Genomic DNA, 18,254 nt, shown 5'->3' with positions numbered 1-18,254 from the left:
AGTAATGACCTCACTTGACTGGATTGTCATTGCTATCTTCTTCCTCGCCCTTATCGGTATAATTGTATGGGTGATGAAGCAGAAGCAAAACAACGCCGCCGACTATTTTCTTGGTGGCAAGGACGCTACATGGATTGCCATAGGTGCGTCAATATTCGCTTCCAATATTGGTTCAGAACATCTCATCGGACTTGCCGGCTCAGGAGCTTCATCCGGTATGGCGATGGCTCACTGGGAGATCCAGGGCTGGATGATTCTTCTTCTCGGATGGGTGTTCGTTCCTTTCTATACCCGCTCGATGGTGTATACAATGCCTGAGTTCCTTGAACGTCGTTTCAATCCTCAGTCACGTACCATTCTTGCTACGATCTCGCTTATCAGCTATGTGCTCACCAAGGTGGCTGTCACTGTTTACGCCGGAGGTCTCGTGTTCCAGCAGGTGTTCGGAATCGAGGAACTTTGGGGTATTGACTTCTTCTGGATCGCAGCTATAGGTCTGGTGCTTCTTACCGCGCTCTATACTATATTCGGTGGCATGAAATCGGTGCTGTACACCTCTGTGTTGCAGACTCCCATTCTGTTGCTCGGTTCACTTATCATTCTTGTTCTCGGACTCAAGGAACTTGGCGGCTGGGACGAGATGATGCGTATATGCTCAAGTGTCAAGGTTAATGAGTATGGCGACACTATGGTCAACCTCATACGTGACAACAATGACTCCCAGTATCCTTGGCTCGGTGCTCTCATCGGCTCTGCCGTGATCGGTTTCTGGTACTGGTGTACCGACCAGTTCATCGTGCAGCGTGTTCTGTCGGGCAAGGATGAAAAGGAAGCTCGCCGCGGTACCATTTTCGGTGCTTATCTTAAGCTCCTTCCTGTGTTCCTGTTCCTTATTCCAGGCATGATCGCTTTTGCAATACATCAGAATGCTATTGCAGCCGGCGGTGAGGGTTTCCTTCCGATGCTTGCTAATGGAAATGTCAACTCTGACGCTGCTTTCCCCACCCTTGTTGCCAAACTTCTTCCGGCAGGAGTCAAAGGTCTTATAGTCTGTGGTATCCTTGCTGCCCTCATGTCATCTTTGGCATCACTTTTCAACTCATCGGCGGCTCTGTTCACTATCGACTTCTATCAGCGTTATCGTCCTGATACCGACCCGAAGAAACTCGTTCGCATCGGTCAGATCGCTACTGTGGTCATCGTTATTCTCGGCATCCTCTGGATACCTGTGATGCGTTCGGTTGGCGATGTGCTCTATCTGTATCTTCAGGATGTTCAGTCGGTGCTCGCTCCCGGTATCGCAGCAGCATTCCTCATTGGCATTCTGTGGAAGCGTGCTTCCGCCCAGGGTGGTATGTGGGCGTTGCTTTCAGGCCTTATCATCGGACTTACACGTCTTGGATCAAAGGTATATTACAGCAATGCAGGTGTTGAGCCCGGTGTTGACGGAAGCCTATTCCAGTACGTATTCTATGATTGCAACTGGCTGTTCTTCTGTGGATGGATGCTCGTGTTCTGCCTCGCGGTCGGAGTGATTGTATCCCTCTTCACCAAAGCTCCGGAACCTGAGAAGATTCAGGGTCTGGTGTTTGGGACCTCTACTCCTGAGCAGATTGCCGCTACTCGTGCCAGCTGGAACAAGTGGGATGTCGTTCATACAATGATTATCCTTGGTATCACAGTGGCGTTCTATATTTACTTCTGGTAATACACTATCATAAGCATGCGCGATTCTGAGGCTGATTTGATAGCCTCAGAATCGGGTTTGCGAGAATTGAGAGATATGTACTATAGCGAAAATCCTCGGTTCTTTGTGGCCGTAGATTGCATAATATTCGGTCTGGTTGAGGGTAAGCTCTGTCTGCTTCTGACCAAACGAAAGTTCGAGCCTGAAAAGGGCAAATGGTCTGTCATGGGCGGATTTGTGCAGGAAATGGAGAGTGCCGATGATGCTGCACGGCGAGTGCTAAATCAGCTTACGGGCCTACAGGACGTGTATATGGAGCAAGTCCGGGCTTTCGGAGACGTTGATCGAGATCCGGGTGAACGAGTGATTTCACTTGCATACTTTGCGATGCTTGGTCCGGAAGAGTTTGACGTCGATCTCCTTGCTGAGCACAATGCCGTGTGGGTTCCTATTGATGAGATACCACCTCTTGGTTTTGACCATCCACAGATGGTGCAATGTACTCTCCAATTGTTGAGGCGTAAGTTCTCTACAGAACCTATAGGTTTCAATCTTCTGCCGGAATACTTTACTTTGTCGCAGCTTCAGACTCTGTATGAAACAATCTTAGGCTCTCCGATTGACAAACGTAACTTCCGGAAAAAGGTTGCAGAGATTGATTGCATTACAAAGACTGACATGATTGACAAGACCGGGTCTCGCAGAGGGGCTTCGTTGTATCGTTTTGACTTGGCGAAGTTCAGCTCCGAATCAAAATTTAAAATCTGATAATAACTATGCTTGAAGAACTTAAAGAAAAAGTATATCGTGCCAATATTGACCTTGTGAAGCATGGACTTGTGATCTTCACTTGGGGAAATGTATCCGGTATTGACCGTGAGAAAGGACTTATGGTCATAAAGCCCAGCGGGGTTGACTATGATGTCATGACTCCCGATGATATGGTTGTGATTGATATTAGGACAGGTGAAAAGGTCGAGGGCAAATTAAAGCCTTCGTCCGACACTCCTACCCATCTTGCGCTCTACCGTGCATGGCCCGAAATCGGCGGTGTTGTCCACACTCATTCTACTTATGCCACAGCATGGTCACAGGCTGGCATTGATCTGCCGAATATAGGCACCACTCATGCCGACTATTTCCATAAGGCTATCCCTTGCACTCCAGATATGACAGAGCCGGAGGTGACCAACGATTATGAGCTGGAGACAGGCAATGTGATCATAAAGCGTTTCGAGGATATGAACCCTATGCACACTCCTGGGGTGCTTGTCAAGAATCATGGACCGTTTTCATGGGGCAAGGACCCTCACGATGCGGTGCATAATGCAGTTGTGATGGAGCAGGTTGCAAAAATGGCGTTCATTGCATACCAGGTAAATCCGGGATTGACAATGAATCCTCTTCTCATTGAGAAGCACTATCTTCGCAAGCATGGTCCCGGTGCTTACTACGGACAGTGATAACAGCGTCCTTTACTCAGAAAAATTTTTAGAAATCAAATTACCGAATAAATAATTAAAACTATGTACGAAAATTACGAAATATGGTGGGTCACAGGTGCCCAGCTCCTCTATGGTGGCGATGCTGTCGTTGCCGTTGATTCTCACTCAAAAGAAATGGTGGATGGTCTTAACAATTCAGGCAACCTACCTATAAAGGTTGTCTATAAGGGCACCGCCAATTCTTCTCGTGAGGTAGAGGACATCATGAAGGCTGCAAATAACGATTCTCGTTGTGTAGGTATCATCACATGGATGCACACTTTCTCTCCTGCCAAGATGTGGATTCATGGTCTGAAGGTGCTTTCCAAGCCTCTGCTCCATCTCCATACCCAGTACAATGCCGAGATACCATGGGATACCATGGATATGGATTTCATGAATCTGAATCAGAGTGCTCACGGCGACCGTGAGTTCGGACATATATGTGCACGTATGCGTGTGCGCCGCAAAGTCGTCACAGGTTATTGGAAGGATGCCGACACTCAGAAACGCATTGCCGTATGGCAGCGCGTGTGTGCAGCGTGGGCTGATTCCCAGGACATGCTCATTCTCCGATTCGGCGATCAGATGAACAATGTCGCTGTTACTGACGGTGACAAGGTTGAGGCCGAGGTACGTATGGGCTATCATGTCGACTATATGCCTTTCAGCGAAGTGATGCCTTATTTCGATGCTGTAAAGGATGAGGATGTGGATGCTCTTGTGGCTGAATATTTCAGACTTTATACTCACGATGAGAAACTTGAGGACAAGTCGACTGTTGAGTACAAGAAAGTATGGAACTCAGCTAAGGCGGAACTTACCCTCCGTGCAGTGCTTAAGGCTAAGGGTGCGAAGGGATTCACCACTAACTTTGATGACCTCGGTGATGCTGATGTAGAGAACACCGGTCGTGGCTTCGATCAGATACCCGGCCTTGCATCACAGCGTCTTATGGCTGAGGGTTACGGATTCGGCGCAGAGGGTGACTGGAAGTCGGCTGCTCTCTATCGTACTCTTTGGGTTATGGGACAGGGTATGCCCGGCGGCTGTTCTTTCCTTGAGGACTATACACTTAATTTTGACGGTAAGCAGAGCTCTATTCTTCAGGCTCATATGCTTGAGGTATGTCCGCTTATTGCAGAGGAGAAACCGCGTCTTGAGGTTCACTTCCTTGGAATCGGATATCGCAAGAGCCTTACCGCGCGTCTTGTGTTCACTTCCAAGCCTGAAAAGGGTGTGACAGCTACTGTCGTAGATATGGGTAACCGTTTCCGTCTCATTGTCAACGATGTTGAATGCATCAAATCCAAGCCTCTTCCCAAGCTTCCCGTAGCATCGGCTCTTTGGATTCCTATGCCCAGTTTTGAGGTTGGTGCTACAGCATGGATTCTCGCCGGCGGCACTCACCATTCATGCTTCTCCTACGACATCACTCCCGAATATTGGGAGGATTATGCTGAGATCGCAGGCATTGAGATGGTGCATATTGACAAGGACACCACTATCGAAGGTTTCAAGCAGACTCTCCGCATGGGTGAAGTATACTATATGCTCAACAAATCCCTCTATCTCTAATGGACGCAAAGACCACTATAGAGCATGGCAAAGCCATATTGGGTATAGAGTTCGGCTCTACCCGAATCAAGGCTGTGCTCGTCGATGAGGACAACCGTCCGATAGCCCAGGGTGTCCATGACTGGGAGAACCAGCTCGTTGACGGCCTGTGGACCTACAGCACTGAGGCAATATGGTATGGACTTCAGGACTGTTATGCACATCTGCGTGAGAACGTACGTGCAGAGTACGATGTGGAGATTGAGTCGCTTGCTGCTATCGGTATAAGTGCTATGATGCACGGTTACATGCCTTTCAACGAGCGTGCCGAGATACTTGTACCGTTCCGCACATGGCGTAACACCAATACCGGGCGAGCAGCCGAGGAGTTATCCAAACTGTTTGTGTTCAATGTGCCCCTGCGTTGGAGCATCTCCCATCTTTATCAGGCGATTCTTGATAAGGAGACACATGTCAAGGACATAACTTATCTCACCACTCTTGCCGGATATATACATTGGCAGCTTACAGGAGAGAAAGTGCTCGGCATAGGAGATGCATCCGGCATGCTGCCGATAGACTCCGAAACTATGAATTATTCAGCAGGAATGATCAGTAAGTTCGATGCTCTTGTGGCTCCTGAATCGTTCCCATGGAAGCTTGAGGACATTCTTCCCAGAGTGCTCGTGGCTGGTGCCGATGCCGGTTACCTAACCGCGGAGGGTGCTCGCCGGCTGGATGTGTCGGGTCATCTCAAGTCTGGGGCACCCTTCTGCCCGCCTGAAGGGGATGCGGGTACGGGAATGGTTGCTACCAATGCTGTGCTTAAGCGCACGGGCAACGTTTCGGCCGGGACATCTTCATTCTCGATGATTGTCCTTGAGAAAGAGCTGTCCAAACCATACGAGGTTATTGATATGGTGACCACACCTGACGGATATCCTGTGGCGATGGTACATTGCAACAATTGCACATCAGATCTCAATGCTTGGGTCAATCTTTTCAAGGAGTATCAGCAGTTGCTCGGTGTGCCTGTGGATATGAACGAGGTGTTCGGCAAGCTTTACAATAACGCTCTCACAGGTGATCCTGATTGCGGAGGTCTGCTCTCGTATAATTATTTCTCGGGAGAGCCTGTCACCGGACTTAACGAAGGTCGTCCATTGTTTGTCCGTTCTGCCACTGATAAATTCTCTCTTGCCAACTTTATGCGTGCCAACCTTTATGCATCGGTTGCCGTATTGAAGATAGGTAATGATATCCTCTTCAATGAGGAGCATGTGCAAGTGGACCGTATCACCGGCCATGGTGGTCTTTTCAAGACTCCCGGTGTGGGGCAGAGGGTTCTTGCTGCGGCACTTAATTCACCGATATCCGTTATGGAGACTGCCGGCGAAGGTGGTGCCTGGGGCATAGCCCTGCTTGCGGCATTCGTTGTAAACAATCGTAAAGGTCAATCACTTCCCGAATGGCTTAACGATTGTGTGTTCCTTGGTAATGCAGGCACAGAGATCGCCCCGTTGCGTGAGGATGTTGAAGGATTCAACAAGTATATCGAGACTTATAAGCGCGGTCTTGCCATAGAAAAGGCTGCTGTCGAAGCAAAATAACCATCGGTAAAAGACTGTCAAATAGATAAGGTGTATCAAATTTCATAGATTTGATACACCTTATTGTTTATTATATTAATCGGAATAGGTTTATCTCTGATCGGGTTTTATGTCGTATGACAGCATTGCGAGAGAGAATCCCCAGTATATGAATGCGAGTGATGTGAGGAAGCTTGTCATTGCCATGTCCTGTACCCAGCCTGCTTCAATGAAGAAGAAGCCTATGAGCATTAGCAACATACCGTTGATGAGCTGTAGCCACCAGTATCGGCGACCGCTCTGTTTGACTGCTGCACATAGAGCGCTGATACCCCAGAATATAAATATGAATGCAAGGAAATAGGGGAACACAGCCTCGGAAATCACAACGCTTCGTACCATCATAAAGCCTATGAACATGTCAATGATACCGCCGGCGAGCCACCATCCCCAGCCTCGTCCCGCATGTGGACCTGATGCCTGTAAAAGTTGAACGACACCTATCACAATGAGAAGCCAACCAAAGAGCTGGGATGCTACGGCATATCCTACGACTGGCCAGAACCAATAGGCAAAGCCACAAATTACCATAAGTATACCTGCCAGGAGAACAACCCACCAATATCGGGATTCTCCCATGAATTTTGAGAATAATGCTTTCATAACTGCTTGTATTATAGTTGAAATTTTTAGAGATAGTGTTATTTCCGAATTCGGAATAATCCGTTTCTGATTGATATGGGATTGATTCCGTTTTCAGAATTATAACACTTGAATTGCTAAATTTGTTGAAAATCTTCTACTTAAATTTGAGCAAGTTTCATAAGAGGCTTGTCCGGATTGAAATTGTGGTTGACAGCCTTGAGGTGATATTACAAGCAGTCGGATATGTTTTATCCTGCGATGTTGGCGATATTAGTCGATATGAGAAGCAGTATGGACTTTTCGTCAAAGATGCCTCCGAGCCGATTATGAAGATGGGTTATAAGTGCGGCCTTTCGCTTCTTTACAGTGATTTCGGCAATTCCGAGTATTTTTGCTATCTCAGCATTTTTCAGGCCGGCATCAAAGCTCAGTTCAAATATCTTGCGGAACTTCTCAGGCAGAGACTCTATTGCATCGAAGAGCATCTCATGTATCTCATGCTCTATCAAGGCGTATGAGCAGTCGTCCTGGATGTCTGCTTTCTCAGATTTTGCAATATATGTGAGGTGTCGGCTGCTTTTGCGAAGTATGGCTATGGCATTGTTGCGTATGCATGTAAGCAGGAATGCTCTCCACGTGCTCCCCGACTCAAATTCTTCTCTTTTCATATAGGCAGTGATCACACTTTCCTGCACACAGTCCTCAGCCATATATGCAAACTCATCGCCGAGTATATGCATTGCATACAGCATCATGCCCGGGTACATCATGTCATAAAAAGGTGTGATGTTGCCCGATGCGAAGTCGTGGAATATATTATCGTAATCAGCCATTATTTGTTGACAAAGTTATACTTTTTTTGTCGCAGAGGCAATTTTTATTAAAAAAACGTATAAATATCGTATACTTTTTTCAGTTGAACGCTATCTTATAGTAGAATTAATATAAACATGGAGCGAATAAGTATACTGATATACCGTCACATCATAGGGGCACTTACTCCTGAGGAGAAAGCGGAATTGGATGAATGGACGGCTCGCAGTCGCGAGAATGAAAAATTTGTAAAGCGGGTGACATCTCCAGATGAGCTGCAACGCTGGCGTGAACGCCGGAACGTCATAAACACTGAGCGTCCGGCACATGATATGCGTCTGCGTATTGATAGCCTTATGGCAGATGACCGTCGCTACAGGATGCGCCGCAAGCTTACATCTTATATAACAGGTGTTGCTGCATCTTTGTTATTGATAACAGGAGTGTCGTTATTCCTCCTGCTGGATGACACTCCATCCCAGGATTCTTCTTCAATGAATATATCGGGAGTGAAGCAGTCCAGGCTTGATGATATACATTACGGCTCAACGAAGGCTGTGCTGACTCTCTCAAACGGCAGCACTGTATCATTCTCGGATACCACACTTAGTTATCCTGATGCTTCGGATTCCGGATTGCACCGGTATGTATCGGAAAACAATGCAGTGGAGGAACTTAATCTGAGCGTGCCCAAGGGCGGAGAATTCAAGATTACTCTTGAGGATTCTACGGAGGTATGGCTCAACGCTGACAGTAGGCTTATATATCCGTCTGTATTCGGTGTCTGTGAGCGTCGTGTAAAGGTGTCGGGGGAAGCTTATTTTTCTGTGCATCATGAGGAAGACCGACCATTCTATGTGGATACTAACGATCAGACGATCAGAGTGTATGGCACAACGTTCAATGTGCGCAATTATCCTGACGACAATCTTGCTTATATCACGCTTGAGACAGGTTCTATAGCTTTGTCTCGTCCCGGAGTGGTCCATGGCGGAGAGGTGGTGATGTCACCGGGGCATCATGCCACTTACGACAAGGATTCCGAACGGATGTCGATGACAGTGGTCGACCCTGCGGTGATATCAAGTTGGAGACATGGAAAATTTGTGTTTGAGAATCAGCCGTTGAGATGCATTATGCGCGATCTCAGCCGATGGTACGATTTCGATTATGAATTTGCGGATAGTGATATTGAGGAAATAATCTTTCTTGGAAGCATACCTCGTTATTCGGATTTCACAATAGCTGTATCTATAATAGAGAAGTGTTCCGACTTGCGTATATCCATACGTGATGGCAAGGTATATATTCAGAGAAAATAACAATAGAAAAATCATATAAATCAAAATCAATTTTTACACAATGAAAAAAGTACTATTAGTCCTATTTTTAGCCATTATGCTGCTTGTGCCGCTTGATGGTTATGCACGAACGTACAGTGCTGTCTTTGAGAAGGCTTCTCCCGAAGAGGTGATCAATACGCTCAAACGTGAGACCGGCCTTGACTTTGTGTGCACCAAGGAGCTGCTTAACAGTGCCAAGTCGCCAGTCACATGTAACTTTACCGGCTTGACTCTCGATCAGTTGCTCAATCGTGTGCTGTCGGTGAATATGCTTCTCGGTTACGAGGTTGTAGACAATACTGTTGTGGTCAAACGCCCTGATGCCGGTGCTGACTATGTGCAGGGTGAGATCAAGGGTGTCGTATACGATGAAGATGAGAACGAGCCCCTTGCAGGAGCTACAATCATCATTGACGGCACTGACAATATTGCTGTCACAGATATCGATGGCCGTTTCTCATTCAAGGATATCCGGGCTCTGAATCCTGTGGTGTCAGCTTCGTTTGTAGGAATGAAGCCGGCTTCAATCAAGGTCACGCCCAAGAATCAGAATGCCTTGAGATTCGAGTTAAAGACCCATGTCACTATGATGAGCGAGGTGGTCGTGACCGGCTATCAGGAGGTCAGAAAGGAGAAGATGACAGGAGCCGCCACCACAATATCTGCTGATAAGCTTGACCAGCGTTTCTCTACCAATGTTCTTGACAATCTTGAGGGGCGTGTGGCAGGTCTGTCTACTTATGGAGGCAAGCCTATTATCAGAGGTATGGGCACGTTCCAGGGTGCCACTTCACCTTTGCTTGTTGTTGACGGTGTGCCTGTCGAGTCATCATTGTCGTCGTTTGATCCGTTCTCATCTTCCGACCTGTCAGCGACAGATGCAGCTGCGGGTGCGCTTGCCGATCTCAATCCTTATGATATTGAAAGTGTCAACGTGCTGAAGGATGCTGCCGCGGCTGCTATTTACGGAGCACGTGCCGCCAACGGTATCATAGTCATTACCACTAAGAATGCTAAGAAAAAGGATAAGATCGACATTGATTTTTCAGCTAATCTTACGGTATATGAGAATCGCAATGTAGATTATGCCGATAATTTCTACATGACTCCTGAACAGCAGGTAGATGCAGAAAGCAATTTCTATGAGTATTATCTCATGAGCGGTCAGGATCCAAATGCTCAGAACACCATATGGAACCGTATAAATCGTGGCGATTCAGGTGTGTCGCCTATCCGTTATGGATATTATCAGCTCTCCAAGGGAGAGATCACTCGTGAAGAGCTTGACTCACGTCTTTCTGAGCTTAAGAAGAATAATTTTGCCAAGGAATATGCCGATGATGTGTACAGCCGTCAGGTGGTGCAGCAGTACAATCTGGCACTGCGCAGCAGTTCTGACAAGGCACGCAATAATGTCACTGTGAATTATAAGCATGACAATGCAGGCATGATAGAGCATGACACCGATTGGTTCAATCTTGCCTACAAAGGGAACTTCGATCTTGCCAAGTGGATTACTGCCACTGTCAGCTTCAACGGCATATACACAACCAAGAAGGAGGCGGGTATGGATCTTTCTGCCGATTATACCAATATATGGTCACTTCCTGCATATATGCCTTACAGGAACAGTGACGGCTCATATCGTCCTCTCTATTACTCATATTCAGGTAATGAATACTGGAATGAGAAGGGCACTGAGGGCTTCCATGATCTCGGGGTGATTGTAAGTGACGAGCTGCGCAACAACTCACGCCTCACCAAGCGCACACACATGCGTTATCATGCTGACCTTCTCTTCCGTGTGATTGAAGGGCTTACGCTGAACACTCAGTTTGTCTACGAGGTGGAGAGCCAGAATGCTTCATGGCATGCCACAGAGCAGAGCCATGCATCGCGCACGATCCGTAATGCATATACGATATATGAAGACAATGGGAAGATCGCTTATCTGACACCTCGTTCCGGCGGTATGCTCCGTACCACACAGACCGATGGAAATTACTGGACTGCACGAGGTCAGGCTAATTTTTCACGCACATTCTTTGATAAGCATGACATTGCTGCTATAGCAGGTCTTGAATTCCGACAGACTAAGCTTAAAGGCACAAAATCTCTTGCTCTCGGTTATGATGACCAGCTTCAGAGCAGTGCGACAAACACTGTCGATTTCAATGTCCTTGCCAATGACTGGCGTGAGAACCCTTACTATATGACTGAGTTGTGGGGTTTCCCTTCGGCTTCTGCGGCACTTCCCTATATCTATGACGGTATGGGAGTCATCGTCGAGCAGCGTCACCGTTACGCTTCAGGCTATGCCAACCTCACTTACACCTACGATGAGCGTTACAACGTGTTCGGTTCATATCGAAAGGATTATGCTGATGTCTATGGACTGAATGCCAAGTTCCGCGGTCAGCCTTTGTGGTCGGTAGGAGCAGGATGGAATATTCATCGTGAGAATTTCATGTATGATCTCACCTGGGTAAATTTCCTGAAATTCCGTTTCAGTTATGGTGCTACAGGCAACATTTATCAGGGTGCCACAAGCTATATGACAGCAACCTCGACCGATCTTAACGACTATACCGGTCTGCCGATGGGAGTCGTGACAAGTCCTGCCAATCCAAATCTCCGATGGGAAGAGAACCGTACCACCAACGTGGGTCTTGACTACAGTTTCCTGAACTATCGTATGCGCGGATCGCTTGATTTCTATAATAAGGATGGAAAAAACATATTCAACAACCGTGTGCTTGATCCGACTACAGGATTTACATCAATGGTAGCAAATGTGGCATCCATACGCAACCGTGGTGTCGAGCTAAGCCTTGCCTATGACTGGTTTGTGCCCGGTAAACGCAATAATTTCTCCTGGACAACTGAAATGACATTCTCCTACAATCAGAACGAGGTGATGAAGGTTCACAATCCGGCTGCTACGGCATCGGCATTATTGTCTACACCATATCGTGAAGGGTATCCGGTGAATGCTCTTTGGTCATATAGGTTTGCCGGTATCAGTGACCAGGAAGGGCAGGAGGGCTACACAATGTGGTATGATGAGAATGGCGAGGCCCAGCGCAGTGTCAGCAGCCGTTCAACTGATGTGCTTGAATTCTCCGGTCAGACCGATCCTAAGACCATCATAGGTCTCAACAACTCATTGCGATGGAACGGTCTGAGTCTTAACGTGCTTATGACTTATTGCGGAGGACATATGATGAGGGCTCTTCCTGAGTATGAACAGACCTATTCACTCCTGATGGGCTATGCGCCGGTAAGGTCCTATTTCCTTGATGCCTGGACTCCGGAGAACCCTACCTCTCATCCCGGCTTCGGACAATATGCTGCTGAGAGTCCCGCAAGCGAGGCGGCTGATTCTGATATATCAGTGCATCACGCCGATTTCATCAAGATACGTAATGTGGTGTTGGGTTATGATTTCCCGGTTTCGTTAGTGCGCCGTCTCGGTGTCAATCATCTTGCTCTCCGATTCCAGGTCGACAATCCGGGCGCACTGTGGACACGCAATAATATCGGTGTGGACCCGGAGACACTCGGTGTGCGTAACCGTACGTCCTACGTGTTCGGTCTTAATATCAACCTTTAAAAATACAGGCTATATTACATATGAAAAAGATTATATATTCTCTCTTCATCGGTACACTCGGGCTGACCTCATGTTCCGATTTTACCGACATCAAGCCCAAGGGGTCCAATCTTCTGCAAAGCGTCACTGATCTTGAGATGCTTCTCAATTACGAATTTCAGGGTATAAAGGCCACTCAGCAACAGCTCCTATGCGGAGACCTTTACCCACAGGAGATGATACCTACGGTGATCAACCGTCCCAATATGACTCTTACCAAGATATTCACCACATGGGATGAGTCAGCCCATGCCAAGGAGCAGTTGGATCTGACAGCCAGCGACGCTCACTACACCAAGTTCTATGAGGTGATAGGCAAGATAGCTAATCCAGTACTGCTCAATATAGATAAAGCCGATGGTGACGATGCCTTGCGTCAACAGGTCAAATGTGAGGCTCTTGTGTTGCGGGCATATTTTCATTATCTGGTGGTACAGAAGTTTGCCAAGGCTTATGATCCTGCCTATGCATCCACCACTATGGCAATACCTTATCTCAAAGAGACCCAGGATCTTTTGGCGACCATACCTCAGCTTACTCTTGAGCAGGTATATACCAATATCCTTACCGATATTTATGAGGCTATCAGCCTGGGAGGTCTCACTGAGGAGCCTGTCAATCAGATGAGAGTGGGGCTTCCTTTCGCCTATGCGGTAAAGGCTATGGCACTGATGTCAATGCAGCGTTATGATGATGCTGCTGATGCCGCCAATGCCTCTCTCGCTCTTAAGTCAACTATCAGCAATTACAATGATTATGTGAGGGACACCCCGAGCCCGGTTATGCCAAGTTTTGTGAATCAGGCTATACATCGTCCGTTTATGGATTGCGAGGAGGATATTTTTGTCACTCGTGATATTCTGGGGCAGATGGGTATTTCGGATGAGGCATGGGCTCGTTTTGAAGACGGTCACATCTGTCGTGACCGACTTTTCAGCGGTGATATGCTGATACCGGGGCGTAAGCTCGGAGAAGCATATTTCGGGATGGATATAAATTTCTCCTATGATAATGATTCAAAATGGAATACATTCGGACTCAAGACCTCTCAGATGCGTCTGATACTTGCGGAGTGCGAACTTCTGAAAGGTAATATCGACAATGCCATGGAGCAGCTCGACATGATACGCATCAACCGTATAATACCGGAGAAGTATGTGTCGCTCAAGGGGACTGTGACTTCTCGTGAAGAGGCTGTCAGACATCTGAAACAGACCTCGCACGGAGAGAATATCTATACTTACTTCAACTTTGTAACACGCAAGCGTTGGAACCGCATGGATGATTTCAAAGAGACACTTACGCGTACTGTGGGCGATAAGACTTTTACACTTTCGCCTGAATCAGATATGTGGATCTTCCCATTCCCCCAGAATGTTATTTCGCTCAATCCGTCATTACAGCAGAACTATTGACCGGTAAGTGATTAAAAACAGGAGAACCATAGCGCGATATCTTATGTGCGCTATGGTTCTCTTGTCTTTTTAGCTGCTATTGGAGTTGTTATCTTCCTGAAGAATGGATCATGTCACGGATACGGTTGTTTAACTCTTTCTCGGCGTTGAGTTGTTCGAGAGTGAGATGCATGCGGTATCGCCAGTAATGTCGTGGATTTGCCGGGATATTTATGAGCTCCTCGCGAGGATCTTGACGGCGCACCAGTCCGTCGGTCGACAGCCAGTCCTGTAAAGGAAGTATGCACAGCATGGATGGAGATTCAAGATGCATTCTCACAATCTTCTCGCATATCCACGGTTCGGCATATTCAGGAGCCTCGCCAGGTTCGCGGAGCACTTCGTTGAAGTACTTCTGAGTTGCGGCGCGGTCCGCTTCCCACCAACGGCGTATTCCATCCATATCATGTGATGATGTGGTGCATACGGAGTTGTAAGGATAGTTCCATGTGTTGCCGAATGGAGTCGTAGGGTCCTTGGGCATACGCTGTATTTCAAGCACAAGTATCTGGAGTGCGCTCATGACTGCGGGGACACATGCAGGTATCATACCCAAGTCCTCGGCACACACGAGCATATCGGTGGCATCAATGAGCGGTGGCATCTTCCACATGGCTTTATCATACCAGAATTCGTTGTGGCGACGATAGAAGAAATCGTTGTAAAGGCGATTGAAACACCATTTCTCATAATCGTTAAGACAGCGGTACTGGTAGGTGAATTGAGCGGATATGCGTGGATGATACTTGCCCTTCTCGTAAGAGTCCTCGATGAACAGCACATCATCGATAAGTCCCATAAGAGCCTGGCATATGCGATTGTTCTTTTCCCTGTCGTCACTGTCAGCAGCAAGAGCTGCGAAATGATCGGCGACTTTACGTTGTGTATCGAATTCCTCTTTGAGCCGATATTTGCCGTATCCTTCCGGTATGAGGTAGCGGTCACGGCATTCTTCGGTCCACTCTCCGAAGAAATCATTTAACATCCATTCGAGGATGAGAGGCTTGGTGTGACGTTCGGTATCGATCCAGAAGTCATAACTGTTGCGCATCTCATCGGGCGAGAAAGGCAGGGCACGGTTGAATACACCGAGCAGTCCGTGTACGGCATCCATGGGTATCTCCCATATACGGAAGAATCCGAGCACATGGTCTATGCGGTAAGCGTCGAAGTATTCTGCCATCTTGCGGAAACGAGCCTTCCACCAGGCGAATCCGTCCTTTGACATCTCTTCCCAGTTGTAGGTTGGCAGTCCCCAGTTCTGACCGAGCACTGAAAAGTCGTCCGGTGGGGCACCTGCCTGGCAGTCAAGATTGAATAGGCGTGGCGATATCCAGGCATCGACGCTTGTGCGTGATATGCCGATAGGTATGTCGCCCTTGATGGCTACACCGTTGGCACGTGCGTAATCGTGCACCATGCGCATCTGACGGTCCAGATGGTATTGTATGTAGTATACGTAGTTTATGTCATAGGTATGTGCATCGATGAAGTCTTTCACTTTGGCTTCATCGTATACGGCATATTCTCCCCATTTGCTCATGTCGGGGGTGCCGTTGAGATCACGTAACACACAGAATGCTGCATATGGAGTGAGCCAGGAGGCGTTACGACTCAGGAATTCCCGGAATTCAGGGGTTGACATATCGTCATTGCCGTTCTGTGCATAAAGTTCGCGTGTGAACTGTATCTTCGCCTTGTTCACACGTTCGTAGTCGATTTCCGGAAGCTTGTTGAGCTCACGCCCGAGTTCGTCGAAGTAACGCTGACGCTCTTTGTCGTTGAGACGTCCCATCACGCTCAGACGCAGGAACATCGGGTGGAGAGCGAAAGTAGAATTGGCGTTGTAGGGGTAGGAGTCGGTCCACGTGTGGGTCATCGTGGTGTCGTTGATGGGGAGTACCTGCACGAAATTCTGATGAGTCTGCACTGCCCAGTCCACCATCTTCTTTATATCCATAAAGTCTCCTACACCGAAATCCTCGTCGCTGCGTAATGAGAACACAGGTATGGCAACGCCTGCTCCGCGCCATGCGTTCTTGGAGTTGACAAGCCGCTGTCCGGCATCTATTACAGAGATGTTTTCATCTATGGCAGGCAGATGGAATGTGCGGTTGTCGCGTCCTTCCCAAGCCACGATATCACCTGTGGCTTTTTTGATTATTAGAAACTTATAATCCGAGCCATTCTTTATACCGGACAGAGGTATATTGATTTTCCATGTTGGATATTCGGCATCACTCATCCGTGCGGCTTTCGATGTGTCCCACGATCCGAGGGCCTCATCTTCTCCGCTGACAGCTACAGCCTCGTCGGCATTGACCATCGGGGCATCGACAGCCAGTGTCAGGTATCCCGGCTCAGCCTCTACAAGTTTGTCGTGCTCGCCGCGATAGTTGATACAATCGGTAAATGCGCTTGAGTAATAGGGCTTGTCCCAGGGCTGATCCTGCCATCGGTCTATGATCCTGATGTTTTTTGTGTCGGGACGGCGTTCGAAGCGATGAGCACGACCCCATTCGCGTCTCACTGTACCATTGTCATGACGCACTATGTAGCTGTATGTGACAAGATAAAGAGAATCCGGTAGCTCTATAGCCGCAGTCCAAGTATCCCCATCGGAAAGTGTCATGGGGATGGCTTTGTCAATATCACCTCCGCCAAAAGCCTCCTGAGCACCTGTGATGAATAGGTTCTCACCCCATTCGGTGTGGTAATTGACTTGAAAGAAAAGTTTCATAAGTATGATATGGTATGAAAAATAATATATTGTGCAAAGTTTAATTGGATAATAAAAGCACAGCAAAGATAGTGTTTTCCTGCAAAAACGCCAATACAAAACTAATATTTTAAAATACACGTATATTCAAAAAAAATGATTACATTTGTAGAAAATTTTGCAGAGATAATCGATTGGTTTTGCTTTGATATTATTAGCCTCATAATGAACATACTTTACGATTACCAAACTTTCCTCAACCAGCGTTTTGGAGGGATATCTCGATATTTTGCCGAACTGATGACTCGTCTGCCTGATGGTTTCAGGTTTAAGAATCCGGTTATGTTGTCGTCTAATGTCTACCTTTCATCGGTTCCTGGGATGAGGTTGGCTTGTATGAGCGTACCGCATTTTCTTAAGCGAGGTAGAAAAGCATATAAGATAAATAGATTTCTTTCACGGAGAGCTCTTGATGGTGGTAAGTATGATGTGTTTCATCCTACATACTATGATCCTTATTTTCTGAGAAATGTCAAGCGTCCGTATGTGATGACCGTTTATGACATGATTCATGAGAGGTTTCCGGAAATGTTTCCTGAACAGGACCATACCAGTGAACTTAAGCGTATTACGGTCACTAAGGCTGATAAAATTATAGCCATAAGTCATTGGACTAAAAAGGATCTTATTGAGATTTATGGTTTGCCTGAAGATAAGATTGAGGTTATACATCTTGGTCAGAGTATAGATACGACCAATGAGCAGCCAGTGGAGGGTTTGCCTGAATCATACATATTATTTGTGGGGAATCGTGGTGCCTATAAGAATTTCGAACGGTTTGCCCGAGCTTTTGCCAGGATACACCGCAATCATCCGGATGTAAAGCTGGTATGTACAGGAGGTCTTTTTTCTGAGTCAGAGATGGCGTTTTTGAAGGATCTGTCCATCGATTCGTGTATACATCATTATTTTGTTTCAGAGGCTCAGCTTGTTTATCTTTATCGTCATGCATTGTGCTTTGTCTTTCCGTCACTGTATGAAGGATTCGGGATTCCGATTCTTGAAGCGTATGCCGCTGACTGTCCTTTGGTTCTCAGCAATACGAGTTGTTTCCCTGAAGTGGCACATGATGGTGGTATTTATTTTGATCCGTATGATGTTGACAGTATCACGGAAGCCATCGAACGTGTTGTCACAGATGTTCATTTAAGGTCGGAATTGGTGAATAAAGGCAGAAAAGTGCTCGACATGTATTCTTGGGACAAAATGGCTATTGAAACAGCTAAAGTCTATGAAAGCTTAAAATAGTTT

General features: G+C 47.1%; 12 protein-coding genes. 9 read left to right on the top strand and 3 right to left on the bottom strand.

The window, feature by feature from the left end; genetic code table 11:
* Positions 1-4 precede the first annotated feature (4 nt).
* The 5 genes from EZ315_RS01085 (at position 5) to EZ315_RS01065 (ending at position 6,338) form a co-directional block, all read left to right on the top strand.
* Positions 5-1,708: a sodium:solute symporter gene (locus tag EZ315_RS01085; protein ID WP_135469882.1), complete on the top strand. Its 1,704-nt coding sequence runs from the start codon at positions 5-7 to the stop codon at positions 1,706-1,708.
* 75 nt (positions 1,709-1,783) lie between these two features.
* Positions 1,784-2,455, top strand: a complete 672-nt coding sequence (locus EZ315_RS01080) for an NUDIX hydrolase (RefSeq protein WP_135469880.1) — start codon at positions 1,784-1,786, stop codon at positions 2,453-2,455.
* An 8-nt stretch (positions 2,456-2,463) separates the two neighbouring features.
* Positions 2,464-3,150: an L-ribulose-5-phosphate 4-epimerase gene (locus tag EZ315_RS01075; protein ID WP_135469878.1), complete on the top strand. Its 687-nt coding sequence runs from the start codon at positions 2,464-2,466 to the stop codon at positions 3,148-3,150.
* A 63-nt stretch (positions 3,151-3,213) separates the two neighbouring features.
* Positions 3,214-4,749 (top strand): L-arabinose isomerase, encoded by a 1,536-nt coding sequence (araA, locus tag EZ315_RS01070; protein WP_161903497.1) that lies wholly within the window; start codon positions 3,214-3,216, stop codon positions 4,747-4,749.
* Entirely contained in the window at positions 4,749-6,338 is a 1,590-nt protein-coding gene (locus EZ315_RS01065) for a xylulokinase (protein WP_135469875.1), read from the top strand. Before araA ends, EZ315_RS01065 begins: the two co-directional genes overlap by 1 nt.
* A 90-nt stretch (positions 6,339-6,428) precedes the next feature.
* On the opposite strand, the gene EZ315_RS01060 is transcribed toward EZ315_RS01065, so the two are convergent.
* Both EZ315_RS01060 and EZ315_RS01055 read right to left on the bottom strand, forming a co-directional pair.
* Complete coding sequence (locus EZ315_RS01060; protein ID WP_135469873.1) at positions 6,429-6,980, bottom strand: HdeD family acid-resistance protein; 552 nt, start codon at positions 6,978-6,980, stop codon at positions 6,429-6,431.
* Between the two features lie 230 nt (positions 6,981-7,210).
* Positions 7,211-7,795 carry a sigma-70 family RNA polymerase sigma factor gene (locus EZ315_RS01055; RefSeq protein ID WP_135469871.1) on the bottom strand — a complete coding sequence of 195 codons (585 nt, stop codon included), beginning with the start codon at positions 7,793-7,795 and terminating at the stop codon, positions 7,211-7,213.
* Positions 7,796-7,912: 117 nt separating this feature from the next.
* Between EZ315_RS01055 and EZ315_RS01050 the strand changes: the two genes are divergently transcribed.
* Genes EZ315_RS01050 through EZ315_RS01040 form a run of 3 tightly spaced genes read left to right on the top strand, consistent with a single transcriptional unit; the run spans position 7,913 to position 14,185 of the window.
* On the top strand, positions 7,913-9,097 hold the full coding sequence (locus tag EZ315_RS01050; RefSeq protein WP_135469869.1) for a FecR family protein: 1,185 nt from the start codon (positions 7,913-7,915) through the stop codon (positions 9,095-9,097).
* A gap of 40 nt (positions 9,098-9,137) precedes the next feature.
* Positions 9,138-12,731, top strand: coding sequence for a SusC/RagA family TonB-linked outer membrane protein (locus EZ315_RS01045; protein ID WP_135469868.1), 3,594 nt, complete (start codon positions 9,138-9,140; stop codon positions 12,729-12,731).
* A 20-nt stretch (positions 12,732-12,751) separates the two neighbouring features.
* On the top strand, positions 12,752-14,185 hold the full coding sequence (locus tag EZ315_RS01040) for a RagB/SusD family nutrient uptake outer membrane protein (protein ID WP_135469866.1): 1,434 nt from the start codon (positions 12,752-12,754) through the stop codon (positions 14,183-14,185).
* Between the two features lie 88 nt (positions 14,186-14,273).
* Here the strand turns inward: EZ315_RS01040 and EZ315_RS01035 are convergent, their stop codons facing one another.
* Entirely contained in the window at positions 14,274-16,964 is a 2,691-nt protein-coding gene (locus EZ315_RS01035; protein WP_135469864.1) for a 4-alpha-glucanotransferase, read from the bottom strand.
* A 135-nt stretch (positions 16,965-17,099) separates the two neighbouring features.
* Here EZ315_RS01035 and EZ315_RS01030 point away from each other — a divergent pair, with 135 nt between their 5' ends.
* Complete coding sequence (locus EZ315_RS01030) at positions 17,100-18,251, top strand: glycosyltransferase family 4 protein (RefSeq protein ID WP_135469863.1); 1,152 nt, start codon at positions 17,100-17,102, stop codon at positions 18,249-18,251.
* Positions 18,252-18,254 lie beyond the last annotated feature (3 nt).

The organism is Duncaniella freteri, assembly GCF_004766125.1.
Lineage (GTDB): Bacteria > Bacteroidota > Bacteroidia > Bacteroidales > Muribaculaceae > Duncaniella > Duncaniella freteri.
The sequence above is the reverse complement of the archived record's forward strand: the minus strand, read 5'-3'. Positions and strand labels throughout refer to the sequence as shown.

What these genes read in the sequence shown, in the direction of transcription:
- EZ315_RS01085 (WP_135469882.1), top strand. Translation starts at nt 5, where the DNA reads ATGACCTCACTTGACTGGATTGTCATTGCTATCTTCTTCCTCGCCCTT.
- EZ315_RS01080 (WP_135469880.1), top strand. Translation starts at nt 1,784, where the DNA reads ATGTACTATAGCGAAAATCCTCGGTTCTTTGTGGCCGTAGATTGCATA.
- EZ315_RS01075 (WP_135469878.1), top strand. Translation starts at nt 2,464, where the DNA reads ATGCTTGAAGAACTTAAAGAAAAAGTATATCGTGCCAATATTGACCTT.
- araA (WP_161903497.1), top strand. Translation starts at nt 3,214, where the DNA reads ATGTACGAAAATTACGAAATATGGTGGGTCACAGGTGCCCAGCTCCTC.
- EZ315_RS01065 (WP_135469875.1), top strand. Translation starts at nt 4,749, where the DNA reads ATGGACGCAAAGACCACTATAGAGCATGGCAAAGCCATATTGGGTATA.
- EZ315_RS01060 (WP_135469873.1), bottom strand. Translation starts at nt 6,980, where the DNA reads ATGAAAGCATTATTCTCAAAATTCATGGGAGAATCCCGATATTGGTGG.
- EZ315_RS01055 (WP_135469871.1), bottom strand. Translation starts at nt 7,795, where the DNA reads ATGGCTGATTACGATAATATATTCCACGACTTCGCATCGGGCAACATC.
- EZ315_RS01050 (WP_135469869.1), top strand. Translation starts at nt 7,913, where the DNA reads ATGGAGCGAATAAGTATACTGATATACCGTCACATCATAGGGGCACTT.
- EZ315_RS01045 (WP_135469868.1), top strand. Translation starts at nt 9,138, where the DNA reads ATGAAAAAAGTACTATTAGTCCTATTTTTAGCCATTATGCTGCTTGTG.
- EZ315_RS01040 (WP_135469866.1), top strand. Translation starts at nt 12,752, where the DNA reads ATGAAAAAGATTATATATTCTCTCTTCATCGGTACACTCGGGCTGACC.
- EZ315_RS01035 (WP_135469864.1), bottom strand. Translation starts at nt 16,964, where the DNA reads ATGAAACTTTTCTTTCAAGTCAATTACCACACCGAATGGGGTGAGAAC.
- EZ315_RS01030 (WP_135469863.1), top strand. Translation starts at nt 17,100, where the DNA reads ATGATTACATTTGTAGAAAATTTTGCAGAGATAATCGATTGGTTTTGC.